Source organism: Amycolatopsis eburnea, from assembly GCF_003937945.1.
GTDB lineage: Bacteria > Actinomycetota > Actinomycetes > Mycobacteriales > Pseudonocardiaceae > Amycolatopsis > Amycolatopsis eburnea.
Genome location: NZ_RSEC01000048.1, coordinates 401524 through 426257, shown reverse-complemented (window position 1 = coordinate 426257; position 24734 = coordinate 401524). Strand labels below are relative to the sequence as shown.

General features: G+C 71.0%; 24 protein-coding genes and 2 tRNA genes. 18 read left to right on the top strand and 8 right to left on the bottom strand.

From position 1 onward, the window contains the following. Positions 1–12 precede the first annotated feature (12 nt). The 6 genes from EIY87_RS23450 (at position 13) to EIY87_RS23425 (ending at position 4706) form a co-directional block, all read left to right on the top strand. On the top strand, positions 13–2103 hold the full coding sequence (locus EIY87_RS23450; RefSeq protein WP_125311712.1) for an ATP-dependent DNA helicase UvrD2: 2091 nt from the start codon (positions 13–15) through the stop codon (positions 2101–2103). Between the two features lie 444 nt (positions 2104–2547). Then, positions 2548–2805 carry a hypothetical protein gene (locus tag EIY87_RS23445; protein ID WP_086861911.1) on the top strand — a complete coding sequence of 86 codons (258 nt, stop codon included), beginning with the start codon at positions 2548–2550 and terminating at the stop codon, positions 2803–2805. 150 nt (positions 2806–2955) lie between these two features. After that, positions 2956–3312, top strand: a complete 357-nt coding sequence (locus EIY87_RS23440; protein WP_125311710.1) for a WhiB family transcriptional regulator — start codon at positions 2956–2958, stop codon at positions 3310–3312. Continuing rightward, positions 3309–3563, top strand: coding sequence for a hypothetical protein (locus EIY87_RS23435; RefSeq protein ID WP_125311708.1), 255 nt, complete (start codon positions 3309–3311; stop codon positions 3561–3563). Before EIY87_RS23440 ends, EIY87_RS23435 begins: the two co-directional genes overlap by 4 nt. Positions 3564–3654: 91 nt before the next feature. Further along, on the top strand, positions 3655–4527 hold the full coding sequence (locus EIY87_RS23430) for a class I SAM-dependent methyltransferase (protein WP_191984223.1): 873 nt from the start codon (positions 3655–3657) through the stop codon (positions 4525–4527). Next, positions 4524–4706, top strand: coding sequence for a hypothetical protein (locus EIY87_RS23425; RefSeq protein ID WP_125311704.1), 183 nt, complete (start codon positions 4524–4526; stop codon positions 4704–4706). The genes EIY87_RS23430 and EIY87_RS23425 overlap by 4 nt, the downstream gene beginning before the upstream one ends. Positions 4707–4748: 42 nt before the next feature. Here EIY87_RS23425 and EIY87_RS23420 read toward each other — a convergent pair whose 3' ends face one another. The 3 genes from EIY87_RS23420 to EIY87_RS23410 all read right to left on the bottom strand — a co-directional run bounded on the left by EIY87_RS23420 (position 4749) and on the right by EIY87_RS23410 (position 8247). After that, positions 4749–5636, bottom strand: a complete 888-nt coding sequence (locus tag EIY87_RS23420; RefSeq protein ID WP_125311802.1) for a hypothetical protein — start codon at positions 5634–5636, stop codon at positions 4749–4751. Between the two features lie 162 nt (positions 5637–5798). Beyond that, complete coding sequence (locus tag EIY87_RS23415; protein WP_125311703.1) at positions 5799–7139, bottom strand: ABC1 kinase family protein; 1341 nt, start codon at positions 7137–7139, stop codon at positions 5799–5801. 52 nt (positions 7140–7191) lie between these two features. Continuing rightward, positions 7192–8247, bottom strand: a complete 1056-nt coding sequence (locus EIY87_RS23410; protein ID WP_125311701.1) for a ThiF family adenylyltransferase — start codon at positions 8245–8247, stop codon at positions 7192–7194. 230 nt (positions 8248–8477) lie between these two features. Here EIY87_RS23410 and EIY87_RS23405 point away from each other — a divergent pair, with 230 nt between their 5' ends. After that, positions 8478–8987, top strand: coding sequence for a M48 metallopeptidase family protein (locus tag EIY87_RS23405; protein WP_125311699.1), 510 nt, complete (start codon positions 8478–8480; stop codon positions 8985–8987). 60 nt (positions 8988–9047) lie between these two features. On the opposite strand, the gene EIY87_RS23400 is transcribed toward EIY87_RS23405, so the two are convergent. Continuing rightward, on the bottom strand, positions 9048–10421 hold the full coding sequence (locus EIY87_RS23400) for a zinc-dependent metalloprotease (RefSeq protein ID WP_191984222.1): 1374 nt from the start codon (positions 10419–10421) through the stop codon (positions 9048–9050). Positions 10422–10603: 182 nt separating this feature from the next. Here EIY87_RS23400 and EIY87_RS23395 point away from each other — a divergent pair, with 182 nt between their 5' ends. After that, on the top strand, positions 10604–11629 hold the full coding sequence (locus tag EIY87_RS23395) for a YlbL family protein (protein ID WP_191984235.1): 1026 nt from the start codon (positions 10604–10606) through the stop codon (positions 11627–11629). Here EIY87_RS23395 and EIY87_RS23390 read toward each other — a convergent pair. Further along, positions 11626–12165: a PPA1309 family protein gene (locus tag EIY87_RS23390; protein ID WP_125311691.1), complete on the bottom strand. Its 540-nt coding sequence runs from the start codon at positions 12163–12165 to the stop codon at positions 11626–11628. The genes EIY87_RS23395 and EIY87_RS23390 overlap by 4 nt on opposite strands. A 149-nt stretch (positions 12166–12314) precedes the next feature. Between EIY87_RS23390 and EIY87_RS23385 the strand changes: the two genes are divergently transcribed. Next, positions 12315–15311 (top strand): UPF0182 family protein, encoded by a 2997-nt coding sequence (locus tag EIY87_RS23385; RefSeq protein WP_125311688.1) that lies wholly within the window; start codon positions 12315–12317, stop codon positions 15309–15311. A gap of 67 nt (positions 15312–15378) precedes the next feature. Then, positions 15379–15452, top strand: a tRNA-Met gene (locus EIY87_RS23380). 134 nt (positions 15453–15586) lie between these two features. Here EIY87_RS23380 and EIY87_RS23375 read toward each other — a convergent pair. Then, positions 15587–17005 carry an FAD-dependent monooxygenase gene (locus tag EIY87_RS23375; protein ID WP_125311685.1) on the bottom strand — a complete coding sequence of 473 codons (1419 nt, stop codon included), beginning with the start codon at positions 17003–17005 and terminating at the stop codon, positions 15587–15589. Positions 17006–17096: 91 nt separating this feature from the next. On the opposite strand from EIY87_RS23375, the gene EIY87_RS23370 reads away from it, so the two are divergent. From EIY87_RS23370 to EIY87_RS23335, 8 genes are all read left to right on the top strand, one after another. Further along, positions 17097–17681: a TetR/AcrR family transcriptional regulator C-terminal domain-containing protein gene (locus EIY87_RS23370; RefSeq protein WP_125311682.1), complete on the top strand. Its 585-nt coding sequence runs from the start codon at positions 17097–17099 to the stop codon at positions 17679–17681. Positions 17682–17758: 77 nt separating this feature from the next. Next, a tRNA-Met gene (locus EIY87_RS23365) sits at positions 17759–17835 on the top strand. Positions 17836–18214: 379 nt separating this feature from the next. Then, positions 18215–18715: a PadR family transcriptional regulator gene (locus EIY87_RS23360; RefSeq protein ID WP_125311680.1), complete on the top strand. Its 501-nt coding sequence runs from the start codon at positions 18215–18217 to the stop codon at positions 18713–18715. Between the two features lie 63 nt (positions 18716–18778). After that, positions 18779–19882: a peptide chain release factor 2 gene (gene prfB / locus EIY87_RS23355; protein ID WP_125311677.1), complete on the top strand. Its 1104-nt coding sequence runs from the start codon at positions 18779–18781 to the stop codon at positions 19880–19882. Between the two features lie 112 nt (positions 19883–19994). Then, on the top strand, positions 19995–20684 hold the full coding sequence (gene ftsE / locus EIY87_RS23350) for a cell division ATP-binding protein FtsE (protein WP_003082104.1): 690 nt from the start codon (positions 19995–19997) through the stop codon (positions 20682–20684). 42 nt (positions 20685–20726) lie between these two features. Then, complete coding sequence (gene ftsX, locus EIY87_RS23345) at positions 20727–21620, top strand: permease-like cell division protein FtsX (protein ID WP_125311675.1); 894 nt, start codon at positions 20727–20729, stop codon at positions 21618–21620. Between the two features lie 46 nt (positions 21621–21666). Then, positions 21667–22149 carry an SsrA-binding protein SmpB gene (smpB, locus tag EIY87_RS23340; protein ID WP_043776590.1) on the top strand — a complete coding sequence of 161 codons (483 nt, stop codon included), beginning with the start codon at positions 21667–21669 and terminating at the stop codon, positions 22147–22149. Then, positions 22146–23042, top strand: a complete 897-nt coding sequence (locus EIY87_RS23335; RefSeq protein ID WP_125311673.1) for an amidohydrolase family protein — start codon at positions 22146–22148, stop codon at positions 23040–23042. The genes smpB and EIY87_RS23335 overlap by 4 nt, the downstream gene beginning before the upstream one ends. Here the strand turns inward: EIY87_RS23335 and EIY87_RS23330 are convergent. Together EIY87_RS23330 and EIY87_RS23325 are read right to left on the bottom strand one after the other, a co-directional pair. After that, positions 23032–24345 (bottom strand): acyltransferase family protein, encoded by a 1314-nt coding sequence (locus tag EIY87_RS23330; RefSeq protein ID WP_125311671.1) that lies wholly within the window; start codon positions 24343–24345, stop codon positions 23032–23034. The genes EIY87_RS23335 and EIY87_RS23330 overlap by 11 nt on opposite strands. 93 nt (positions 24346–24438) lie before the next feature. Next, positions 24439–24654 (bottom strand): hypothetical protein, encoded by a 216-nt coding sequence (locus EIY87_RS23325; protein ID WP_086864791.1) that lies wholly within the window; start codon positions 24652–24654, stop codon positions 24439–24441. Positions 24655–24734 lie beyond the last annotated feature (80 nt).

Genomic DNA, 24734 nt, shown 5'->3' with positions numbered 1-24734 from the left:
AGGATGCGGGGCGTGACTGGCGTACTTTCCCCGAAGGGCCACTCCCGCCTGCTCGACGGCCTCGACCCCGAGCAGCGAGCCGCCGCCAGCGCCCCGCGCGGGCCCGTCTGCGTACTCGCCGGAGCCGGTACGGGCAAGACCCGCACAATCACCCACCGGATCGCCCACCTGGTCAGGTCCGGGCATGTTTCCGCAGGTCAGGTGCTCGCCGTCACCTTCACGACGCGGGCCGCGGGCGAGATGCGGACCCGGCTGCGCGGCCTCGGCGTCGACGCGGCGCAGGCGCTGACGTTCCACGCCGCCGCCCGCCGCCAGCTGCGCTACTTCTGGCCGCGCGTGGTCGGCGACCGGCCGTGGGACCTGATGGAGAACAAGCTGAGGTTCGTCGGCCAGGCCGCGAACCGGGCGAAGCTCGGCACCGAGATCGAGGTCCTGCGGGACCTCGCGAGCGAGATCGAGTGGGCGAAGGCGTCGCTGGTCAGCCCGGACGACTACCCGGCCGTCACCGCGCGCGCCCAGCGGGACATCCCGGCGCCCGCCGCGCAGATCGCCGAGGTCTACCGGACGTACGAGGAGCTGAAGAACGCGGCGCAGGTGCTCGACTTCGACGACCTCCTGCTGCACACGACGGCGGTGCTGGAGGAGCACGGCGTCGTCGCCGAGGAGTTCCGCGACCGCTACCGCTGCTTCGTCGTCGACGAGTACCAGGACGTGACGCCGCTGCAGCAGCGCCTGCTCGACGCGTGGCTCGGCGGGCGCGACGACCTGACCGTGGTCGGCGACGCCAACCAGACCATCTACTCCTTCGGCGGCGCGTCGCCGCGGTCGCTGCTGGAGTTCACGCGGCGCTACCCGGAGGCGACGGTCGTCCGGCTGGAGCGCGACTACCGGTCGACGCCCGAGGTCGTCGCGCTGGCGAACCGCGTGATCGGCGCGGCGCGGGGCCGCCCGGCGGGCTCGCGGCTGAAGCTGATCGGCCAGCGGCCATCGGGTCCGGAGCCGCGGTTCGCCGAGTTCGACGACGAGGCGGTCGAGGCCGAGGCCGTCGCGCGGCGCATCCGCGAGCTGCTGGACGGCGGCGTCACGGCGAGCGAGATCGCGATCCTGTACCGCGTGAACGCCCAGTCCGAGGCGTACGAGTCGGCACTGGCCGACGCCGGCATCCCGTACCTGGTCCGCGGCGGCGAGCGGTTCTTCAACCGCACCGAGGTCCGCCAGGCGATGTCGGCCCTGCGCGCGGCGAGCGGCGACGTCGGTTCGGACCTGGTCACGACGGTCCGTTCGGTGCTCGCCCGCGTCGGCCTCACCGAGTCCCCGCCCGCCGGCGGCGCGGCGAAGGAACGCTGGGACGCGCTCCTGGCGCTCGTCGAGCTGGCCGAAGAGCTCGCGTCGACGGTCGCGGACGCGGACCTGCCCCGCTTCTGCGCGGAACTCGACCAGCGCGCGGCGGCCCAGCACCCCCCGACGGTCGAGGGCGTCACGCTGGCGTCCCTGCACGCGGCGAAGGGCCTGGAGTGGGACGCGGTGTTCCTCGTCGGCCTGGCCGAGGGCACGATGCCGATCCTCCACGCGGGCGACGACGAAGCCTCGATCGAGGAGGAGCGCCGCCTGTTCTACGTCGGCGTGACACGCGCCCGCGAGCACCTGTGGCTGTCGTGGGCACTGGCCCGGACCCCGGGAGCGCGCCGCAACCGCCGCCGCAGCCGGTTCCTGTACGGCCTGATCCCGGAGGACCACCCGGCCGCGCGAGTGGCCCGCGCCCAGCAGAAGCCGATGGCGTCGAACCCGGTGAAGACCCGCTGCCGCGTCTGCGGCGGCCCCCTGCTGGAGACCCTCGACATCAAGCTGGGCCGCTGCGGCCGCTGCCCGTCCACAGTGGACGAGGGCCTGCTGGAGCGCCTGAAGTCCTGGCGCGGCGATCGGGCCCGCGAGCTGAAGGTGCCGGCGTTCGTCGTGTTCACCGACGCGACGCTGATGGCGATCGCCGAGCAGCGCCCGACGGACGAGGCGGCACTGGTGACGATCTCCGGCATCGGCGCGACGAAGCTCGAGCGCTTCGGCGCGGAGATCCTCGGGGTGGTCCGGGCTTCGACGGAGTCCTGAACGCTCGCGGGCTCGGCCGGCGAGGTCCCTTGCCGGCGTCTTGAATGAGTCATTCAGGACACCGCGGGGCCGGGCGTTGCTGGGCTCGCGCGGTGGATGTGCGCGGCTGGCGCGGCCAACCGGTGTCGCGTGCGGGGCCTGTGCGGCGGGCCCGCGCGGGTCGGCCGGCGGGGGCCGGGCCGTGTGCGGCTGAGCTGTGTGGCCGGTGGGGTGGGCGCGCGCCGATGCGGTGTTGACCGCGTCCGAGCCATGATCGACGCGGCGAACCCGCTGCTCAGGGGCGATCTTCGTAACTTCGAGGATTTTCCCGTTAATTGAGTTGCCTCGGTGTGGTGGGGAGCAATAACCTGCCAGTACCGAGCCCGAAGGGCTCGGCTGGGGATCCACGTTGACAGCGCCGCTCGGCGGCCGCGTGTGCAGAGTACAGAAGGAGGTGCCGGTGAAATGACCATCAACTTGACGCTCACGAACCCGGGCACCCGTCTGTCCTGCGCCGCGGAAGTCGCGGCCGCTCAGCGCCCGGGCACCGGTGTGTCCGTGAGCGCGCACGAGGTCCGTGGCATGCGCCGTGTCGAGCGGCGTTGGGCCACCGGTGTCGTCGTCTTCGGGACGCAGGGCGTTCTCGCCGCGTACCCGCAGGCCGATCTGCCGACCATCAAGCAGTTCCGTGTTCCGTTGTCGATACGGGAGCGAAGTTCCTGACCTAGTCAGGACACGAGGCTCACGAAGGCCGCGGAACCGGAAAACCCGGATCCGCGGCCTTCGTGTTTTTGGCTGCACAACCCAAGAGGAACAGCGTTGCCCAGCTCCAGCACCCACCCGAAAACCCGTACGACACAAGGAGGAACCACCATGTCATCCGCCGTCGCCTACGCCTCCGGCGAGGCAATATTCGCCGACCTGCTCGACCCGATCGCCGTCCCCGACGTGGCGCTGCCCTGCCGTTCGGGCGACGCGGACCTCTGGTTCGCGGAGTCCCCGGCCGAGCTCGAGCGCGCGAAGGCCCAGTGCGCCGACTGCCCGGTGCGCGAGGCCTGCCTGGCCGGTGCGCTGGCCCGTCGCGAGCCCTGGGGCGTCTGGGGCGGCGAGATCTTCGAGCGCGGCGTCGTGATCGCGCGCAAGCGGCCCCGTGGCCGTCCGCGCAAGAACGCCGTCGTCGAGCCGGCCGCCGCGAAGGCCGCCGGCGATCACCGGAGCGCCGCCGCATGAGCGTCGAACCGGTCACGACCAGGGACTACGAAGCCCACACCAGCAGCGAACCGCTGCAGCTGACGAAGACCGAGATCGAGGAGATCAGCGAGATGTTGCTCTACGAAGAACTGTCGCGGGCCCGAATACGGGACCTGGAAGAGGGGGTCCGCGCGCAGCGGGCCCGAGGGAGTGCCCGTGCCGTCCGCCGGTGGAACCGAGTAGCCCGATGGGCGGCCCAGCGCGCGGAGCGGTACCAGCACCAGAACTGAGCGCGGAGCCCCTGCCACCTTCGGGTGGCGGGGGCCTTCGCGCTTCGCTTCGTCCGGCTCCCCGGCGGGACCACTGGTGTTCAATGGGCTGATGCCCGGACACACCCACCACGACATCGACTGGGCCGATCGCCTGGCCCAGCTGCGCATGGCGGATGCGCTCGACGCCGAAGCGCTCACGCCCGTGGCCCGGCGGCTGCTCGCCAGGGCGGCGGACCGGCCGACCGTCGTCGACGTCGGATCCGGGGCCGGCGGGATGAGCGTGCTCTTCGCACGCGAACTCGCCGGTGCGGGCGGGGGCACCGTCGTGCTCGTCGACACCACCCCGGAACTGCTCGCCGAAGCACGGCGAGCGGTCACCGAGGCGGCCGGCGACGCCGTCGAAGTCGTCGCGCGACGGGCGGACCTCGCCGATCCGGCGCTGGCCGGGCAGGTGCCCGCCGCCGACCTCGTGTGGGCCGCCGGTGTCGTGCACCACGTCGGCGACCAGCAGGCAGCACTGCGCACGCTGGCCGGCCTGCTCCGGCCGGGTGGCGTGCTCGCCATCGCCGAGGGCGGGCTCGACCTGCGCTGCCTGCCGTGGGAGCTCGGCGTCGGCCGGCCCGGGCTCGAGCAACGGCTGCTCGCCGCGCGCGGCGAGTGGTTCGCCCGGATGCGGGCCGAGACCGACAGCATCGTCGCCATGCCCTACGGCTGGCCCCGCGCGCTTCGCGAAGCCGGGCTCGAGGACGTCGAGTCGTTCGGTGCGCTCATCGACCACCCGGCGCCGGGGTCGGACCGGCTGCGCGAGTACGTGCTGCACCGCATCGGGTGGCTCGCCGAGTCGGTCGGGGAGTGGCTCGCCGCCGACGACCGCGAGGCGATCGCCGCGCTGACCGACCCGGGCAGCCCGGACTACCTCGGCCACCGGGACGACCTGTTCCTGTTCGGCGCCAAGGCAATCCACTGTGGACGGTTGCGGTGAGCGCCCCGGAGCAACCGGCGTGCACCCGCTGCGGCCGCCGGCGTCCGGACGACGACCCGGCTACGGCGCTCGCTTGGGTGTCCACGCGCGAGCGCGGCGCGCTGCGGTGGCTGTGCCCGGACTGCGCTCGGCAGCACGTGCGCGACATCGAGGGCAAGCTGCCCGACGAGTATTGGTGATCGATCCAACCTCCTGCTGAGTCAGTGGGCGCGAGTCCGGAGTCAGGCCGCGTCTCCGGAGGCGCCCAGTGGGATGGCGCGGACCCTGGGCCGGGGTGTGCGGGCCGCTTCGCCGTACGCCCTGGCCAGTTCCTGCGCGACCTCTTGGGGGACCTGGCGCAGCTGCCGGACCGTGCAGCGGACCAGGACGATGCCCGTTGCCGCCAGGGCCAGGTGGCTGAAGCCGCCGGAGGGGCCCGGGCCGCAGCGGTACTGCCAGGCCAGGCCGAGCTCGTCCCACCAGGCGTCCGCGTCGCCGATGCGGCGGCCTCGGCGGTCGCAGATCGTCACGTCCCAGTTCGGCGGCGGGAGGCGGGCCGTCTCCAGGACGCGGGTGGCCAAGCCGTGGGCTTGGATCGGGGCCTCGTCCAGGTTGCGCAATACCCGGCGGACCGCCGCTGTGCCGCGTTGGGGGCCTGAGTCGAGCTCCCGCACCAGCTCCTGACGATCGCAGAGACCCCAGTAGAGGGGCAGCGTCAGCAGGTGGCGGATCCGGGCCGGCTCCGGTTCCTCGCGGGCCAGGTCGAGGGCGGCCCTGGCCGGTGGGGCGAACGGGAGGCCGTCGACGTGGACCGGGGCCGGCAGGCGGGTCGTGCGGGCCGCGCGGACGCCTTCGCACGCCAGGACCCGGCAGTGGCCAGGGACCAGCAGCCGGATCTCGCCCGCCGGTGGGCACTTGACGCCGTGGGCCTGCAGCGCGTCCGCGCCGGTGATCACCACCTGCGGCCCGTACCGCACCAGTGCGGCGTGCAGCAGCTGCTGCCGCGTCGGAGGCGTGTTGCGCAGCAGGACGACACCGGGGTGCAGGCGGCGCCACGGCCCGCCGGGGCCGCAGAGCCACCTGGTTCTTCGGTCGGACACCCCGGCCCTTCGCAACTGTTCGAGGTTCATCACCTCGCAGGTGCCGGGGTTACTGAGGGACAGTGGGTCGGTGCACTGAGTAGCAGCCATGTATCGAGCATGACGGCTCGGCCAACCGGGTGGAACCAGCTTCCCCTCGGCTGTGGACAACTAGGCGGTAACCACCCCTTCGCGGCCCCGCCTGTGGACAACTCAGGCGGCGAACCCGGGCTGCCAGCGCTCCACGATGCCGCGCGCCGGGATCTCCGCGTCGAGCTGGCAGAGGATGCCCGTCGAGCCCGCCGTCACCCGGTGGATCATCAGGTACTCGGGCGGCAGGTTCAGCGACCGGCCGACCCGGAAGTCGTTGCCGCGGCTGTCGCCCACCCGCCAGGCCTGCTTCTGCATCCACCGGCGCGTGAAGTGGAACGTCGGCTCGGCCAGCGGCTCGGTGAACGGCGCGAGGTACGCGAGCACCTCGTCCGCCGTCAGGTCGCTGTCCGGCCGGATGAACCGGTTCTCCCGCAGCAGGCGCATCAGGTCCGCGGACTCGCCGTCCAGTGCCAGCCGCGTCATCTCGCCGAGGTGGCGGGGGATGCCGTCGGGCAGGCGGGCGACGCCGCCGAAGTCGATGACGCACAACCTGTCGTCGGCCGTGATCATGAAGTTGCCCGGGTGCGGGTCCGAATGCAGCAGGTGGACGCGCTCGGGCGACGAGTAGTGGAACTCCGCCAGCAGCCGGCCCGCCAGGTTGCGGGTCTCGCGGTCGCCGCCCGCGATCACCTTGGACAGCGGGGTGCCGTTCGCCCACTCCGTCACGACGACCTTCGGCGCGCTCGCCACCACTCGCGGCACCAGGATGCCGGGATCGCCGTCGAACGCCTTCGCGAAGGCGCGCTGGTGCTGGGCCTCGGCCTGGTAGTCGAGCTCCTCGTTCATCCGCTCGGTGAGCTCGGCCAGCAGCGGCTTGACCTCCGTGCCGGGCACGAACGCCTGGAACAGCCGGCTGAACCGCTGCAGCTGCCGCAGGTCGCTGCGCAGCGCTTCGTCGGCGCCCGGGTACTGCACCTTGACGGCGACCTCGCGGCCGTCGTGCCAGACCGCGCGGTGGACCTGGCCGATGCTCGCGGCCGCGGCCGGCTCGTCGTCGAACGACGCGAACCGGCTGGTCCAGGTGCGGCCCAGCTGCTCGGCGAGCACCCGGTGGGTCTGCCGGACCGACATCGGCGGTGCGGCGGCCTGCAGCTTCGTCAGGGCCTCGCGGTACGGCTTCGCCATGTCGTCCGGCACCGCCGCCTCGAACACGCTCAGCGCCTGGCCGAACTTCATCGCCCCGCCCTTGAGCGTGCCGAGCACCTCGAACAGCTGCTCGGCGGCCTTGGCCGAAAGCGTCGCGTTCACCTGTTCCGCGCTCTGGCCCACCAGCCTCTTGCCCCAGCCGCCGACCGCCCGGCCGGCGATGCCGAGCGGGAGACTGGCGAGCTTGGCGGTGCGGGCGGCACCCTTGCGCGGCATCGCGGTGTCGCGGTCGCCCGGGTCGCGGAAGTCGGTCACCCCAGCGATTCTGCCTTGCTCAAGCGGCGGCGCGCAGCCTGCTCGCGCGGTGTTAGTGGCCTACGTCTCCCGATGTAGGGGGTGCCGCGCCGCAGCCGCACTTCGGGTGCGGTGGCCAGCCGCGGTGGCGGATGCGGCCGTCGAAGGCGTCGATCTCCAGCGTCGCGTTCCACACCGGCGGCGCCGGGGCGGCGGGGGAGAGCAGCCGCATGGCCTGGGCGACGGCCAGCGACGCGCAGGCCTGGACCGCGCCGAGGTCGGGCCGCTGGTGCCGGCCGGTGAGCTGCCCGGCGACGCGTGGCCAGCACGGGTCGCGGTCCGTGCGGTGCAGGTCGGCGCAGCGCAGGCATGAGCTGCGGCCGGGCACGACCAGCGGCCCGACGATGCCCGTCCCGTCGCGGACGCGCACCAGCAGGTGCGGGACGCCGTCCTCCACCAGCTCGGCGACGACCTCCGGCGCGGGCACGACGGCGTCGGTGAGCAGAGCGACGTCCGGGTACCGGTCGTGCAGGCGCGTGACGCGAACCTCGGGGTCGACCCGGTGCAGCAGCTCGGCGAGCGCCTTCCGCCGGCTCCGGCCCAGGTCCGCGCTGGTGAAGCCCGAGCCGAGGTCGTGCTCGGTGACCGCGCCGGACTGCTGGAGCTCGACGTGCCCGACGCCGGCGTTGGCCAGCAGCACGGCCACGGCGACCGCCACCCGGCCGTTGCCGTGCACCGTGACCGCCGCGGCGCGCCGCCGGTCGGCCAGCGCGCCCTGGTGGTGCCGGGCCCGCAGCGACCAGAGGCCGGTTTCGGCGCGCAGCCCCGGGCCTTCCGGGCGGCCGGCGTCGGTGACCAGGCCGAGCGCGGTCAGCTGCCGCAGCAGCGTGCGCAGCTGGTCGCGGTGTTCGCTCTCGGCGAGCAGGAGCCGCTCGACGGGCTTGCTCCCGTCGAGCGCGCGTATTCGGGCGGCGAGCTCGGGCGCCAGGTTTTCGACGATCACGCCGTGGCGCGGGTCGAGCCCGATCTGGATCTCGCGCGGGCCCCGTTCGAGGACCGTCAGGCCCGGGAGCAGGGCGGGGTGGGTGGGCAGGAGGACCGGAGGCATGTCCGCGGTGGAGAGGAGCATGTCCGCAGGATGGCACCCCGGACCGACCGGACGGCTCGCGAAGACGCCGGATCGGCCGAGTTGTCCACAAGTGGAGCGGGCTGTGGACAACTCGGGTCTGTGACCTCAAGGCGCTCGGAGTTGTCGGTGCCTGGCCTTACCGTTGTCGAGTGGTCGAAGCACGCATGCCCTCGCTGAGAGGCAGGGGGGACACGAACCCCCCGTCGGACACACCTGGACACAAGGTCGAAGTGCGGCGCAGCCAGCGCCGGCACCGGACGGTCACCGCGTATTGGAAAGACGACACGCTCGTCGTGCTCATCCCCGCGCGGATGACCAGGGCGGAGGAGAAACATTGGGTCGCCGAGATGGAGCGCAAACTGCAGCGCTCGGAACCACGCCGGCCGGCGTCCCCGAAGACGTCGGACGAAGTCCTGCTCGCGCGCTGCGCGCTGCTCTCGGGCAAGTACCTGGGCGGTGAGGCGACGCCGGCGAGCGTCCGCTGGGTGCCGCCGATGCGCACGAGGTGGGCGTCCTGCACGCCGGTCGACGCGACCATCCGGGTCAGTGACCGGCTGCAGAAGGTCCCCCCGTGGGTGCTCGACTACGTGCTGGTGCACGAGCTCGCGCACCTGCGGGAGCCCGGGCACGACGCGGCGTTCTGGGCCCTGGTGCGGCGGTACCCGAAGACCGAGCGGGCGATCGGGTACCTCGAGGGCCTGTCGGCGGCCGCCGGGTGGGGGATCTCCCTCGAGGACTGACAGCCGAACGGCAGAGGGCCGGTGACCACTGTGCGGGTCACCGGCCCTCCGCCGGTCAGCTCAGGACTGGTCGCCCTTGTCGGGGTCGGAGCCCTTGTCGGTGTCGGACTCCGGCGGCGGGTTGTCCTTCTCCCGCTCGGCCCGCTCCGCGCGCTCCAGCTCGGCGATCGGGTCCAGGTCGTCGAGCGATCCGCTCTCGCCGACGCGGTCGGCGAAGTCGATCGGCTCGTCCAGGTCCTCCGCCGTCGGCATCAGGTCCGGGTGGGACCAGAGACCGTCGCGCTTCTCCGCGCCGTGGCGGTCGCCCACCAGGCTCCACAGGTTGGACGCGTCCCGCATGCGGCGGGGGCGCAGCTCCAGGCCGACCAGGGTGGCGAACGTCTGCTCGGCCGGGCCGCCGGTCGCGCGGCGGCGCCGGAGGGTCTCGCGCAGGGCGTCGGCGCCGGGGAGGCGGTTGCCGACCGCTTCGGCCACCACCACGTCGACCCAGCCTTCGACCAGGGCCAGCAGGGTCTCCAGGCGCCTCAGCGCGGCCTTCTGCTCGTCCGTGGTCTGGGGCTCCAGGAGACCCGAGGACATCGCCTCTTCGATGCTCGCCGGGTTCGACGGGTCGATGCGGCCGGCCAGCGACTCCAGGGCGGAGGTGTCGACCGTGATGCCGTGCGCGAACTCCTCGACCGTCGCCAGCAGGCGCTGGCGCAGCCACGGCACGTGCGTGAACAGGCGCTGGTGGGCGGCTTCGCGCGCGGCCAGGAACACCAGGATCTCGCTGTTCGGCAGCTCGAGGCCGTCGGCGAACTTCTCGATGTTCGCGGGCAGCAGCGCCGACGTCCCGGCGGGCGCCAGCGGCAGGCCGATCTCCGACGACGTCAGCATCTCCGACGCCAGCTGGGCGAGCGCGTTGCCGAGCTGGGAGCCGAACGCCATGCCGCCCATCTGGCCCATCATCTGCAGCAGCGGGCCGGCGGCCTGCTTGGCCTCCTCCGGCAGCGCCTGCATCCACGCGCCCGAGATCTGCTGGGCGACCGGGTCGCAGAGCCGCTGCCACGTGGGCAGCGTCTTCTCCACCCAGGTGCGCGGCGACCAGGCGACCGTCGACGTCGCGCCGGCCGGGAACACCGTCGCCGCGTCGAGCCACAGCTCGGCCAGGTGGGCCGCGTCGCGGACCGCGGCGTTCGCGTCGTCGCCGCCGCGGAAGCCGAGACGGCTTTCGCCGGTGTTTCCGGCGCTGCCCAGGGTCTGGAGGGCGATCTGCTTGGCGAGGTCGTAGTTCACCGGCCCGCTGGACGTGCCGGCCTGGCTGAGCATCTGGCCCAGCTGGCTCAGCATCTGCCCGAGCTGGTTGAAGGCCTCGGCACCGGAGGGCTCCGAGGGGTCGTTCTCACCTCGTTTGTCGGGATCGGACGGTCCGAAGCCGAACGGGGGTTTGCTCATGTGTCCACCGTACGCGGGTCGAGGGCCGTCGAGGGCGTCAACCGGACCCGTGTGCGTGGCCTTCACCGAGAAGCGAACGCGGTCACCGTACGCTGTCGGTCGTGACCAAGTCCTCCGAGGAGACCGCCCCCGCGAAGAGCGCGCCGGAACCGGCGGCGGAACCGGCCGGCGAGGCCCGGCGGATGACCCGCCGCGGCTGGACACTCGTGGTCAGCGGCTCGCTGTTCCTGATCTTCGTCGTGCTCGGCTCGGTCGTGCCCGTGCCGTTCGTCGCGATCAGCCCGGGCCCGACCTACGACACGCTGGGTCGCGACGCCGCGGGCAACCCGGTCATCCAGGTCACCGGTCACGACACCTTCCAAACCACCGGCGAGCTGCGGATGACGACCGTCTCGCTGCACGACGGCGTCACGCTCTTCCAGGGCCTCGGCTTCTGGGCCAGCGGCCGGTACGCGCTCGCGCCGCGCGAGGAGTACTTCAAGCCCGGCGAGACGAACGAGCAGGTCAAGCAGGAGAACATCCAGCAGCTGCAGGACTCGCAGACGAACGCGCAGGTCGCCGCGCTGCGCAAGCTCGGCTACCCGATCAAGGTGCTGGCGAAGCAGATCGTCTCCGGCAGCCCCGCCGACCACGTGCTCTCGCCCGGCGACAAGCTGATCACCGTCAACGGCAAGAAGGTCGTCGAGGCCGCCGACGTGCGGGCCGCGCTGGCCGGCACGCTGCCCGGGCAGACCGTCCAGATCACCTTCCAGTCCGACGGTCAGCCCGAGCGGACCGTCCCGCTCACGCTCGCCTCGCGCCCGGACCGCAAGGAAGGCTTCATCGGCCTCACCGCGGTCGACCGCGCCGACGCGCCCTTCACCGTCAACATCTCGCTGCAGGACGTCGGCGGCCCGTCGGCCGGACTGATGTTCACGCTCGCGATCATCGACCGGCTGCAGCCCGGTGACCTGGCCGCCGGACGGCACATCGCCGGCACCGGGGAGATCTCCGAGACCGGCGAAGTCGGCCCGATCGGGGGAATCTCGTTCAAGGTCGTCGGCGCGCGCGAGGCCGGCGCCACCGACTTCCTGGTGCCCGAGCACAACTGCGCCGAGGCCAAGACCAACGCGCCGGCCGGGCTCAACCTCATCAAGGTGTCCACACTGGACGACGCGCTGACCCAGCTGGGCAACCTGAAGGCGGGCCGCCCGACGGCCTCCTGCTAGGGGAGCAGCGTCGCCTTGAGCGCTTCGACGAGGTTCGGCGCCAGGTCCGGGCTCTCGACGATCTCGTCGACCGGCTCCTCCGAGCCGGCGCCGCGCAGCCGCATCACGCAGGCGCCTTCGCCGTCGCGCACGACCGCGGCCACCAGGCGGGCCTCCGTCCGCTGCGGGTGGTCGGCGGCCGCGCGGCGCAGGCTCTCCGCGTCCGCCTCGGCGACGTCCGGCAGCTCCGACTCCGAGCCCGGCGGCAGCACGATGATCTCCTGCGCCAGCGCGCAGCCGATCACCAGATCGGGCCACGCGATCCGGCCCAGCGCCTCGGCCAGGTCGCCCTCCGGCAGCGCTTCCTGCGCCACCGGCGTCAGCGGGTTCGCCCGGTCCAGCTGGCCGGCCAGCTCCGGCTGCTCGTCCAGCAGCGCCGCCGTCGGCACCAGCGCGAACAGCTGCGGCGGCTGGTCCCAGCCCCCCGCGGCCATGAACTCCTCGATCTCACGGGCGAGCGCGGCCACGCCGGCCTGTCGCGCTTCGTCTGCTGCCATGCGCACATCGTGTCAGGCCGGCCGGCGCGTGACTGCCGCGAGTCCGGTTTGGGCGGGTCCCGGGAACTTCACCGGGCATCCGTAGAGTTAGGGAATCAGGGGGCGCACGCGCCCCTGCTCAAGTGTTGACGAAGACAGGAGCGTGTGCCGTGGCGACTCGGCCCCCGGTGAGCCTGCCGAAGCTGTCCCGGCGGAGCCGGATCCTCCTCATCATCGCCGCGGTGATCGTGCTGGCGCTGCTGCTCGGGGCCCGCCTCCTCGACACGTACGTCGACTGGCTGTGGTTCGGCGAAGTCGGCGCGCGGTCGGTGTTCACGACCCAGGTGGTGACCCGGGTCATCCTGTTCTTCGCGGTCGGGCTGCTCGTCGGCGGGGCGCTGGCGGTCAGCCTGATGATCGCCTACCGGACGCGCCCGGTGTTCGTCCCGATCTCCGGCGCCGACGACCCGCTGGCGCGCTACCGCTCGGCGATCGTCGCCCGCATCCGACTCTTCGGCATCGGCATCCCGGTGCTGACCGGCCTGATCGCCGGCCTGTCCGCCCAGGGCGACTGGCAGGTCGTGCAGCTGTTCCTCAACGGCACCACGTTCGGCCAGACCGACCCCGAGTTCGGCAACGACGTCGGCTTCTACGCCTTCGACCTGCCGTTCTACAACTGGCTGCTCGGCTGGCTGTTCATCACGGTCGTCATCTCCTTCTTCGGCGCGCTGATCTCGCACTACGTCTTCGGCGGCATCCGGCTCGCCGGCAAGGGCGGCCAGCTCGCCGGGCCGACCCGCGCGCAGCTCGCCATCACCGTCGGCGTCTTCGTGCTGCTCAAGGCGGCCGAGTACTTCTTCGACCGGTACAACCTGCTGCTGTCCGACCGCGGCGCCCCGCTGTTCATCGGCGCCACCTACACCGACCTGAACGCGGTCCTGCCCGCGAAGCTGATCCTGCTGTGCATCTCGGTGATCTGCGCGGTCGCGTTCTTCGCCGGCGCGTTCCTGCGCAACCTGCAGCTGCCGGCCATCGCGCTGGTGCTGCTCATCCTGTCCAGCATCCTCGTCGGCGTCGCGTGGCCCGCGATCCTCGACCAGTTCTCGGTCAAGCCGAACGCGAACGAGAAGGAAGCGACGTCCATCCAGCGCAACATGGACGCCACCCGCCGCGCCTACGGCCTCACCGACGTCCAGTACCAGCAGTACAACGGCGCTTCGTCCGCCACGCAGGACCAGCTGAAGGCCGACACCGGGACGATGTCGAACATCCGGCTGCTCGACCCCAACGTCCTCTCCGACACCTTCACCCAGCGCGTCGGCCGGGAGAACTTCTACGGCTTCCCGGCGAAGCTCGACATCGACCGCTACACCGTCGGCGGCGTGACGCAGGACTACATCGTCGCCGCGAAGGAGATCAAGACCGAGGGCCTGACCGGCAACCAGACCAGCTGGATCAACAAGCACCTCGTCTACACGCACGGCAACGGCTTCGTCGCCGCGCCGGCCAACACGATCGACCGCGCGGTCAAGGACGCCAACTCCGACGGCGGCTACCCGGTCGCCACGACGAGCGACACCCAGAACCCGACCGGCGCCGGCTCGCCCGGCCCGAACCAGCCGGGCATCGAGGTCAAGCAGCCCCGCATCTACTACGGCGAGCTGTCGGCCGCGGACTCCGACTACGCGATCGTCGGCGGGACGTCCGGCAACGCGCCCGGCGAGTACGACACCGCGACCGACCGCTACACCTACAACGGCAGCGGCGGCGTCTCGATCGACAACTGGTTCAACCGCCTCGCCTTCGCGGCCGAGTACGGCGAACGCAACATCCTGTTCTCCGACGCCATCGGCGACAACTCGAAGATCATGTACAACCGCGACCCGCGCGAGCGCGTCAGCAAGGTCGCGCCGTGGCTGACCCTCGACGGCGACCCGTACCCGGCCGTCGTCGACGGCAAGATCCAGTGGATCATCGACGGCTACACCACGCTCAACAACTTCCCGTACGCCCAGCAGACCCAGCTCGGCGCGGCCACCAACGACTCCCTCAACGGCGTCGCCCGGCAGGCCAACAGCTCGATCAACTACATCCGCAACTCGGTCAAGGCCACCGTCGACGCCTTCAACGGCAACGTGACGCTGTACTCGATCGACGACAAGGAACCGGTCCTCAACGCCTGGGAGAAGGTCTTCCCCGGGCTGGTGAAGCCCAGCTCCGACATTTCGCCGGACCTGCGCGCGCACTTCCGCTACCCCGAGGACCTCTTCAAGATCCAGCGCGAGCTGCTGTCCCGCTACCACGTCAGCAACCCGCAGGAGTTCTACTCGCAGCAAGCGTTCTGGAGCGTCCCGCAGGACCCGACGGCCGAGGGGGCGAGCAACCCGACGGCGGCCGGCGCGGCGAACCAGCCGGGCTACTACGTCCTCGCGGACACCCCGGGGCAGACCAAGCCGACGTTCCAGCTGACGAGCTCGCTGACCGGTCTGCAGCGGCAGTACCTCGCGTCGTGGATGTCGGTGTCCTCCGATCCGAACGACTACGGGAAGATCCGCGTCCTGCAATTGCCGAGCGCGGCCACCGGGGCGACCCAGGTCGACGGTCCGGTCCAGGTGCAGAACCGGTTCCAGAGCGATCCACGGGTGGCCCAGGACCGGACGCTGTTCAACAACCCGAACGTCACGCCGATCTACGGCAACCTGATCACGCTGCCGGTCGCGCAGGGCTTCCTCTACGTCGAGCCCGTGTACATCCGGCAGCGCAACCAGACGAGTTACCCGCAGCTGGCCCGCGTCCTCGTCTCGTACGGGCCGAAGGTCGGCTACGGCGCGACGCTGCAGGAAGCCCTCGACCAGGTCTTCGGGGCGGGCACCGGCGAAGCCACCACCACGCCACCGCAGGCCGGGCAGCCCACGACCACGCCGCCCACGACCCCGCCGACGACACCGACCACCCCGCCCAACAACGGGGGCGGCAACGCGGCCTTGGACAAGGCGGTCGCCGACATCCAGGCGGCGATCGCGAAGCTGAAGGCGGCTCAGCAGTCGGGCAACTTCGCCGACCAGGGTGCGGCGCTCGCGGCGCTCGACGCGGCGGCGCGGGCGTACGAGGCGGCCAAGACGCCGTCGAGCAGTACTCCGCCGCCCAGCACCCAGCCGGGAGGGTGACGTCAGTTACCTAACGGGCACCTGCTTTGCACCCCTTGGAAACGGTGGCGTAAGGTAGGTGTCACGACGCGGGGTGGAGCAGCTCGGTAGCTCGCTGGGCTCATAACCCAGAGGTCGCAGGTTCAAATCCTGTCCCCGCTACGGATGCAGGAGGCGTGTGCTCGCGGAAAACGCGAGCCGCGCCTCCTTCGCTTTGTCCCGGGGGTCGAACCCCCGGACCCCCGCCAGGGGGGGGCTTCGCCGCCCCTGGACCCCCCGGTGGGTGGTTGCGTTGGTCAGGCGAGCCAGCCTGCCGTCGAATCCGTTGCCGTGGCGACGTAGCCGTCCGGGCGGACTAGCACCTTTGTCAGGTTGGGCCACGGCAGGGCGGGCACTCGGGCCACCACGACGTCCGGGTGGGGCGGCCCCGCCGGAGCCGTCGTCAGCAGGACGAACTTTCCTTTGTGGAACAAGTCGCTCACGTAACCGTCGCCGACGGGGAAGTCCGGGAGGCGCGTGCCCACCGGGTCGGGTTCTTCCGACGCGTACCGGATGTTCAGGCCGGAGACCATTCCGGACAACCGGTGCTGCACCTCCGGGATCGCCGTCAAATCCTGGAACAGCAGCCGCATCGCCCGCTGTTCCGGGGTCGCCGGGATCAACGCCGTTTGGGCCGCGACGTTCTGGAGGACCGCTTCCGCCACCGGACGGCGTTCCGCTTCGTAGGTGTCCAGCAAGCCCGCCGGGGCGCGGCCGTTCAGTTCCGCCGCCAGTTTCCAGCCCAGGTTCATCGCGTCCTGGACGCCGAGGTTCAGGCCCTGGCCACCGGCCGGGAAGTGGGTGTGGGCCGCGTCGCCGGCCAGGAAGACCCGGTCCACGCGGTACTTGCCCGCCAGCCGGGAATCGTCGGAAAACCGGGACGCCCAGCGGATTTCGGAGATTTCCACGGCGTCACCGAAACTTTCGCGGACCTTCGCGCGCACCTCGTCGTCGGTCACCTTCGCCCGCAGGTCCGCCGGGCGGTTCAGGCGGTCGCCGTAGCTCAGGCGGTACAGGTTCGGCTCGGCCAGCGGGATCAGGCCGACGAACGACCCCGGCGACGCCGCCGACCGCACCAGGTTCCGCATCGACCGCCACTCCGTCGGGGCGCCCGGCGGCGTCGACGCGAACAGCACGTCCGCCGAGACGCCGTGACCGCGTCCTTCGAATCCTTCGAACGGCAGGTCGAGCGCCTTCCGCACCGCGCTGCGGCCGCCGTCGCAGCCCACCAGGTACGCCGCGCGCACCCGGACGTCGCCGGCCGTGACCGTCACGCCGCCGGCGTCCTGGGCGAAGCCGGTCAGCTCGTGCCCGCGCAGCACCTTCACGCCCTGCTCGGCCAGCCGCTCCTCCAATGCCGCTTCGACCTGGGCCTGCGGGATGCCCACCTGGTACGGGTGCCGCGTGTCCCAGCCCGCGTAGCTCACCGGGATCATCGCGAAGTGGCCCTCCGGCACGGTCGTGAAGGACCGCTGCTCCGCCCGGCCCAGCAGGCCCCGCAGGTCCAGCACCTCCGCCGTGCGCGGCTGCAGGTTCAGCGCCTTCGACAGCCCGGTGCGCGCGGCCAGCCGCTCCAGCACGACGACGTCCACGCCGGCCAGTGCCAGCTCGTTCGCCAGCATCAGCCCGGACGGGCCCGCCCCGGCGACGACCACCTCCGCGGTCAGCTCGTCCATCCCCCAGCTCCTTAATTTCATTAAGTGATTTGGCCCGAGGGTAGACTTAATGTCATTAAGTCGTCAAGGCGCCGCGAGGAGATTCGAGAAGATGGCCCTGACCAGGCAAAACATTGCGCGATCCGCGCTGAAGCTGCTGAACGAGGTCGGTCTCAACGGCCTCACGCTGAACGTGATCGCGACCGACCTCGGGGTCAAGGCGCCGGCGCTCTACTGGCACCTGAAGAACAAGCAGGAGCTGCTCGACGAGATGGCGACGCAGATGTACCGCGACTCGGTCGAGGACCGGCGGCCGCCGGAATCGCTGGGGGAGTGGGAGGCCGTCGCGCACGGCGCGAGGGCGCTGCGCCGGATGATGCTGGCCTATCGCGACGGTGGGAAGGTGTTCGCGGGCACCTACCTCGGGGACGAGGATCTGGTCCTGCCGAGCCCGCTGCGCCGCAGCATCGAAGCCGGGCTGGACGAGCGCCGGGCCGCCCAGGCGCTGTTCACCGTGTACAGCTATGTCATCGGGTTCACCATCGAAGAGCAGGCCGTCTACCCGAAGCCCGGCGAGCTGGACGAGCGCTACCGCAGCGAGCGGGCCGGGGACCTGCTCGCCGACGTCGATTCGCGGTTCGAGGACGGGCTCGCCATGGTCCTGAGTGGAGCACGGCGGTGGCTCGGAGTGGAGTAATGCCTGGTCAGCCGGTTGGGCGACCCCGGTGCAAACCCGTTGGCGACCCCGTGTAATCTATTCAAGTACCACAACGGCGCGGGGTGGAGCAGCTCGGTAGCTCGCTGGGCTCATAACCCAGAGGTCGCAGGTTCAAATCCTGTCCCCGCTACCACGAAGAGGCGCGTTCCCGGAAATCCGGGAACGCGCCTCTTTTGTCATATCGGTACAACTTCCGCTGTGGACTTTCCCGTGCCGCGCGCGAAAAACCGCGGATTCCGCGATGCGTGCCCCGCGGCCGGGTGGTTGCGGTGCGTATCCGGCGTCGGCCAAGCCGGGGAAAGCCGTTCGCCGGACTCACCTGCCTGGCCGTTTCCGGGCCGCTCGCGTGCGGCTGGTTGGACCAAAGAACTGCGGCGATGGTTGCGCTGCGTGTCCGCGGTCCACAGTGGACCTGGTCGCATTGGGCCGAACGAGGGGATCTCACTAGCCACAATGGACAGATCTGCTGACCACTGTGGACACAGCGGCCGATAAGTGGGAATGTAGGGGACGTGTCCGAATTGAATGCAACAGCCGCCGCCCTGCTCGGTCTGCTCCACGACGGTCCCGCCACCGGCGGGCAGCTCGTCGCGGGAGCGGGTGAGCGATTCGGCGCCTTCTTCAGCGTCACCCGCAGCCAGGTGTACCGGGAGCTCCCGGCGCTGTCCAAGGAAGGTCTCGTCCGGCTCGGCAAGCAGGGCCCGCGCTCCAGCCAGCAGTACCTGATCACCGCCGCCGGCAAGAAGGCCTTCAAGGCCTGGCTGACGTCCGAGGCCGGTCCCGACCACCTGCGCAGCCCGCTCATCCTGCGGCTCGTGCACGCGGGGTCGCTGACCGCGAAGCAGCGCCAGTCGCTGCTGGACGCCGCCCGGGCCAGCTACGGCCAGCAGCTCGACGACGCCAAGGCGGCCACCAAGGCGGCCGAGGGGCCGTACGAAAAGGCGGTCGCCGAGTTCGCCCAGGCCCAGGCCAAGGCCGCGCTGAAGCTGCTCGACGCCATCCCCGCGGCCTGAGGTGCGCGCGCCCACGACCGGTCCTCGCAACCGGTCGTGGGTTTTGCCGTAACCTTGACAAACGTGAGTGATGAGTTCGACGCGGCACTGAGGGACCTGACCGGCAAGCTGACGCAGATCGAGTCGGTGATGGACCTGGATGCGCTGCGTGCCCAGGTGGCCGACCTGGAGCAGCAAGCCTCGAGCCCCACCCTCTGGGACGACCCGGAGGCGGCCCAGAAGGTCACCAGCCAGCTGTCCCACCGGCAGGGCGAGCTGAGGCGCGTCTCCGAGCTGCGCCAGCGGCTCGACGACCTGGGTGTGCTGTACGAGCTCGCCGAGGCCGAAGGCGACGCGGGCAGCATGGGCGAGGCCGAGACCGAGCTCGCCGACCTCGGCAAGTCCATCGACGGCCTCGAGGTCCGCACGCTGCTCTCGGGCGAGTACGACGACCGCAACGCCGTCGTCACCATCCGTTCCGAGGCCGGCGGCGTCGACGCGGCCGACTTCGCCGAGATGCTGCTCCGCATGTACCTGCGCTGGGCGGAGCGCCACGGCTACCCGACCGACGTCTACGACATCTCCTACGCCGAAGAGGCGGGCATCAAGTCGGCGACGTTCAAGGTCAGCGCGCCCTACGTCTACGGCACCCTCTCGGTCGAGCAGGGCACCCACCGGCTCGTCCGGATCTCGCCGTTCGACAACCAGAGCCGCCGCCAGACGTCGTTCGCGCACGTCGAGGTGCTGCCCGAGGTCGAAGAGGTCGACCACGTCGACATCCCGGAGAAGGACATCCGCGTCGACGTCTACCGCTCGTCGGGCCCCGGTGGGCAGAGCGTGAACACGACCGACAGTGCGGTGCGCATCACGCACATCCCGACGAACATCGTCGTCTCCTGCCAGAACGAGAAGTCGCAGCTGCAGAACAAGGCGGCCGCGATGAAGGTCCTCCAGTCGCGGCTGCTGCAGCGCAAGAAGGAGGAGGAGCGGAAGGAGATGGACGCGCTCAAGGACGGCGGCTCCAGCTGGGGCAACCAGATGCGCTCCTACGTCCTGCACCCGTACCAGATGGTGAAGGACCTGCGGACCGAGTTCGAGGTCGGCAACCCGAGCGCGGTGCTCGACGGCGACATCGACGGCTTCCTCGACGCCGGCATCCGCTGGCGCAAGCAGACCGCGTCCGTCTGACCGGTGCGGCGGGTGTTCGGCCGACCGCTCACCGTGCGCGAACGCCCGCTGCTCCACCCGGGTGGACCGGGCAACCGGGGCTTCACGAGACCGGTGGGTAGTATGCCGAATCGTGATCCGGCTCGAAGAGGTTTCCAAGGTCTACAAGACCTCGACGCGGCCCGCGCTCGAGCGGGTGTCCGTCGACATCGAAAAGGGTGAGTTCGTCTTCCTCATCGGTCCCTCGGGATCGGGGAAGTCGACCTTCCTCCGGCTGCTGCTGCGCGAAGAGACGCCGAGCAAGGGCCGCGTGATGGTGTCCAACTTCGACGTCGCCAAGCTGGCCCGCCGCCGGGTCCCCCGCCTGCGGCAGACCATCGGCTGCGTGTTCCAGGACTTCCGTCTGCTGGCCAACAAGACCGTCGCGGAGAACGTCGCGTTCGCCCTCGAGGTCATCGGCAAGCCCGGCCCGACCATCAAGAAGGTCGTGCCCGAGGTGCTCGAGCTCGTCGGCCTCGACGGCAAGGCCGACCGGCTGCCCAACGAGCTCTCCGGTGGTGAGCAGCAGCGCGTCGCGATCGCGCGCGCGTTCGTGAACCGGCCGCTGGTGCTGCTCGCCGACGAGCCGACCGGGAACCTGGACCCCGACACCAGCCAGGACATCATGCTGCTGCTGGAGCGGATCAACCGCACCGGCACGACCGTCCTGATGGCGACCCACGATCACTCCATCGTGGACTCCATGCGGCGCCGAGTCGTCGAGCTGCAGCTCGGCCGGGTGATCCGCGACGACGCTCGCGGCGTCTACGGCATCGGTCGCTGACCTCCCCGCCCCAGCCCCCGACTTCAAGGACCAGACCCCGACATGCGCGCCAGTTTCGTCTTCAGTGAGGTAGTCACCGGCCTGCGCCGGAACGTCACGATGACCATCGCGATGATCCTGACCACGGCCGTGTCGCTCGCCATGCTCGGCGGCGGCCTGCTGGCCGTGCGCACGATCGACAAGATGAAGTCCAACTTCCTCGCCGACGTCGAGGTTTCCGTCTACCTCACCGACGACATCAGCGCGGCGGACAAGAACTGCACCCAGGCGCTGTGCCAGTCGCTGCGTTCGGACCTGCAGAGCAACAACGGCGTCGAGTCGGTCGTGTTCGAGAACCGCGACCAGGCCTACGACCGGTTCAAGAAGATCTTCGAGAGCCAGCCGGAGCTGATCGCGCTCACCGGTCCCGAGTCGCTGCCCGCGTCGCTGCACGTGAAGCTGAAGGACCCGGACCGCAGCGACTCGATCGTGCAGGAGTACGCCACCAAGCCGGGCGTGCGGAAGGTCGACGACCAGAAGAAGTTCCTCGACCGCGTGTTCAACGCCTTCAACGGCGTCCGGAACATGGCGTTCGGCGCCGCGCTCATCATGGCCATCGCGGCGCTGCTGCTGATCGCCAACACGATCCAGGTGTCGGCGTTCACCCGGCGCACCGAGGTCGGCATCATGCGGCTCGTCGGCGCGACGCGGTGGTACACACAGCTACCGTTCCTCCTGGAGGCGGTGGTCGCCGGCGCGGTCGGTGCGGTCCTCGGGATCATCATGCTGATCATCACGAAGGCCGGTTTCCTCGATTCGGTGTTCACCGGCGACGTGTTCCCGAAGATCACCATGCTGGAGCTGCTGTTCCCGGTCGCGCCGATCCTGCTGGCGGTGTCCGTGGTGATCTCCGCCATCACCGGGTACGTCACGCTGCGGCTGTACGTCCGGCACTAGCTTTAACCAGCTGCTTGTCACTGTCGGAATCACGTAGAGTGGTCGTATGCCCAAGGAACGTGGCCAGAAGGTGATCGTGTCGAACCGCAAGGCGCGGCACGATTACTCCATCCTCGACACCTACGAGTGCGGTCTCGTGCTCGTCGGGACCGAGGTGAAGAGCCTGCGCGAGGGCAAGGCGTCCCTGGCCGACGCGTTCGCCACGGTCGACGACGGCGAAGTGTGGCTGCGCAACGTGCACATCCCGGAGTACACGCAGGGCACGTGGACCAACCACATGCCGCGGCGCACCCGGAAGCTGCTGCTGCACCGGCGGGAGATCGAGAAGCTCATCGGCAAGACCAAGGAGAGCGGGCTCTCGCTGGTGCCGCTGTCGATGTACTTCAAGGACGGCAAGGTCAAGGTCGAGATCGCGCTGGCGCAAGGCAAGAAGGCCTACGACAAGCGGCAGACGCTCGCCAAGCGCGACGCGGAACGCGACATCCGGAAGGCCATGGGCCGCGCGCTCAAGGGCCGGTTCACGGAGTGACGGCGGGCCCGGCTTCCGACGCGGACGTCGCGCGCTGGACGGCGTCACTGGGCCTGCCGGGCCTGGTCGACCTGCACGTCCACTTCCTGCCGAAGCCGGTGATGGACAAGGTCTGGGCGTACTTCGACCAGGCCTCGACGCACTACGGCACCGAGTGGCCGGTGCACTACCGGACGCCCGAAGAGGACCGCTTGGCGACGTTGCGCTCGCTGGGCGTGACGCGCTTCGCACCGCTGGTCTACCCGCACAAGCCGGGGATGGCCGAGTGGCTGACGGACTGGGCGCTCGAGTTCGCCGCGCGGGTGCCGGACGCCGTGCCGACCGGGACGTTCTACCCCGAACCCGGTGCCGGGTCCGCTGTGGACGGTGCGCTGCGCGCCGGTGCCCGGGTGTTCAAGGCGCACGTGCAGGTGGGCGCGTACGACCCGCGTGACGACCTGCTGAAGCCGGTGTGGGGCGCGCTCGCCGACGCCGGCGTGCCCGTCGTCGTCCACTGTGGACACGGACCGTTGCGGGGCGACTTCACCGGGTTGTCGGTGTTCGAAGAGGTCCTCGCCGCGCACCCGCGGCTGACGGCCGTGCTGGCGCACGCGGCGATGCCCGAGTTCGGGACGGCCTTCGAGCTGATGGCGAAGTACCCACGGGTGCACCTGGACACGACGATGGTGGGCGTCCCGTTCGCCGAGGCGATGTCGCCGCTGCCGCCGGACTGGACCGCGCGGCTGGCCGGGTACGCCGACCGCGTCGTGCTCGGCACGGACTTCCCGAACATCCCGTACTCCTACGCGACGCAGCTGCAGGCGATCGCCGGCTGGGCGGCCGACGATCGCCTGGGGGAGCCGTTCCTGCGGGCGGTCCTGCACGACACCCCGCTGCGGCTGCTCACCGCTTGAGCGCGGCCCGTTCGCTGACGGCGACGGCGCGGCCGAGGTAGCGGGTGCCGAGCGAGGCGACCGGGATGTGCTTGCCCGCCAGGAGGAACCCGGCCGTCGCGAGGACCACCCACGGCACCGGGCCGTGCGCGATGCCGTCCGACAGCGGCGCGAACCCGTGCGCGGCCAGGCCGAGCAGACCACCGGAGACCAGGAGGCCGGCGACGACGAGCTGCGGCGTCCGCGCGGTGATTTCGCCGGTGTCGCGCTGCATCTCGAAGTGCGCGAAGAGCCGCAGCAGGCCGAGCAGCACCAGTCCGCAGACCGCGAACCACGCGGGCGCCATCACCAGCCAGAGCAGCGTGCCCGGCTCCGGGGTTTCGTAGCCGAGGCCGTACACCGTCACGCCCGCCACCACGATCAGCGCCGGCATGTGCCAGAGGTAGACGCTCATGAACCGCGCGCCCAGCCAGCTCAGCGCGTTCCCGATGCCCGGCCGCGCGGCGAGCGCGTTGAGCTGCGGGCGGAAGGCGAGCAGCAGGCCGATCTGGCCGACGGCGAGGAAGGCGAGCAGCACGGTCGGCGGGCTCATGTTCGACACCGGCGCGCCGGGCATCCCGATCATGCTGGCCGGGTACGGGCCGAACGCGACCAGCAGCGCGGTGATCCCGAACCCGGCGGCCGAGAGCGCGAGGGCGCCGCGGCGGGTGAGCGTGCCGAGACGCCCTTCGACGTAGTGGAACCCGAGCTGGTGCACGGCGACCCAGACGAAGATCGCGTTGGCGTAACCGATGTAGCCGAAGTCGTTGAAGCGCGCGACGTCGACGAGGACGCCCGCGGCACCCATGACGAGCGGGACCTTGAGGCCCCAGCGCCGGTGCGCGGCGACCATCAGCGGCGTCAGCAGCACGACGAGCACGTACACGGCGAGGAACCACAGCAGCTGCGCGGCGATCGCGCTGCCGACCTGCAACGGCTGCGGTGGCACGCCGAGGCCGCGCAGGAAGTCCGGGACGACCAGCCAGACGGCCAGCAGCGGCAGCACCGGCACCATCAGCCGCTTGATCCGGCCGGCGAGCCACGTCCGCGTGGATTCCGCGCGGCGGAAGGAGATCAGGCCCGCGGCCCCGCCGGCGAAGAAGACGAGCGGCATGACCTGGGACAGCCAGGTGACGACCCACCACCCCGGCGTCGCGAGGGCGTTCCCGGTGGCGAGGTGGCCGTCGGAGTAGGAGAGCACCGGCATGACCCAGTGCTGGGCGATGACGGCGAGGATGGCCCCCGCCCGGACGACGTCGAGGAAGCGGTCCCGGCTCGTTTGCATGCATTGAGCTTGGCCGTTCGGGCGTCCCGGAACAGCGGTGCTGACCGGCGTCTTGGGGGTCCTGTTCACCCCCGCGGGGTACGGGGGTTCTCCCTACCTCAGCCCGTCCGGCTCGGGTTCGTGCTGCGTCGCGGCGACTCGGTACTCCCAGCCGTGCTCGGTGAGCCCGAGCTCGTACCGGGTCTCGATCTTCGGTCCGCCGTGCAGGTGGATGTGCCGGATCACGGTGCCGGGCACCGGCTCGGCGTCCCCGAGCTCCTGGACGCGGCCGTCGAGCGGGCCGCCGAAGAAGCGGACTTCGTCGGTCATCTGCTCGCTCCTCTCGTCGGCGGGTCCGCTCATGGTAGGTGAGCGCTGCTGGGGGTGCCGCCCGCGGAACGGGTGACCCT

What these genes read in the sequence shown, in the direction of transcription:
- EIY87_RS23445 (WP_086861911.1), top strand. Translation starts at nt 2,548, where the DNA reads ATGACCATCAACTTGACGCTCACGAACCCGGGCACCCGTCTGTCCTGC.
- EIY87_RS23440 (WP_125311710.1), top strand. Translation starts at nt 2,956, where the DNA reads ATGTCATCCGCCGTCGCCTACGCCTCCGGCGAGGCAATATTCGCCGAC.
- EIY87_RS23435 (WP_125311708.1), top strand. Translation starts at nt 3,309, where the DNA reads ATGAGCGTCGAACCGGTCACGACCAGGGACTACGAAGCCCACACCAGC.
- EIY87_RS23430 (WP_191984223.1), top strand. Translation starts at nt 3,655, where the DNA reads ATGCCCGGACACACCCACCACGACATCGACTGGGCCGATCGCCTGGCC.
- EIY87_RS23420 (WP_125311802.1), bottom strand. Translation starts at nt 5,636, where the DNA reads ATGAACCTCGAACAGTTGCGAAGGGCCGGGGTGTCCGACCGAAGAACC.
- EIY87_RS23410 (WP_125311701.1), bottom strand. Translation starts at nt 8,247, where the DNA reads ATGCTCCTCTCCACCGCGGACATGCCTCCGGTCCTCCTGCCCACCCAC.
- EIY87_RS23400 (WP_191984222.1), bottom strand. Translation starts at nt 10,421, where the DNA reads ATGAGCAAACCCCCGTTCGGCTTCGGACCGTCCGATCCCGACAAACGA.
- EIY87_RS23395 (WP_191984235.1), top strand. Translation starts at nt 10,604, where the DNA reads ATGACCCGCCGCGGCTGGACACTCGTGGTCAGCGGCTCGCTGTTCCTG.
- EIY87_RS23390 (WP_125311691.1), bottom strand. Translation starts at nt 12,165, where the DNA reads ATGGCAGCAGACGAAGCGCGACAGGCCGGCGTGGCCGCGCTCGCCCGT.
- EIY87_RS23375 (WP_125311685.1), bottom strand. Translation starts at nt 17,005, where the DNA reads ATGGACGAGCTGACCGCGGAGGTGGTCGTCGCCGGGGCGGGCCCGTCC.
- EIY87_RS23370 (WP_125311682.1), top strand. Translation starts at nt 17,097, where the DNA reads ATGGCCCTGACCAGGCAAAACATTGCGCGATCCGCGCTGAAGCTGCTG.
- ftsX (WP_125311675.1), top strand. Translation starts at nt 20,727, where the DNA reads ATGCGCGCCAGTTTCGTCTTCAGTGAGGTAGTCACCGGCCTGCGCCGG.
- smpB (WP_043776590.1), top strand. Translation starts at nt 21,667, where the DNA reads ATGCCCAAGGAACGTGGCCAGAAGGTGATCGTGTCGAACCGCAAGGCG.
- EIY87_RS23330 (WP_125311671.1), bottom strand. Translation starts at nt 24,345, where the DNA reads ATGCAAACGAGCCGGGACCGCTTCCTCGACGTCGTCCGGGCGGGGGCC.
- EIY87_RS23325 (WP_086864791.1), bottom strand. Translation starts at nt 24,654, where the DNA reads ATGACCGACGAAGTCCGCTTCTTCGGCGGCCCGCTCGACGGCCGCGTC.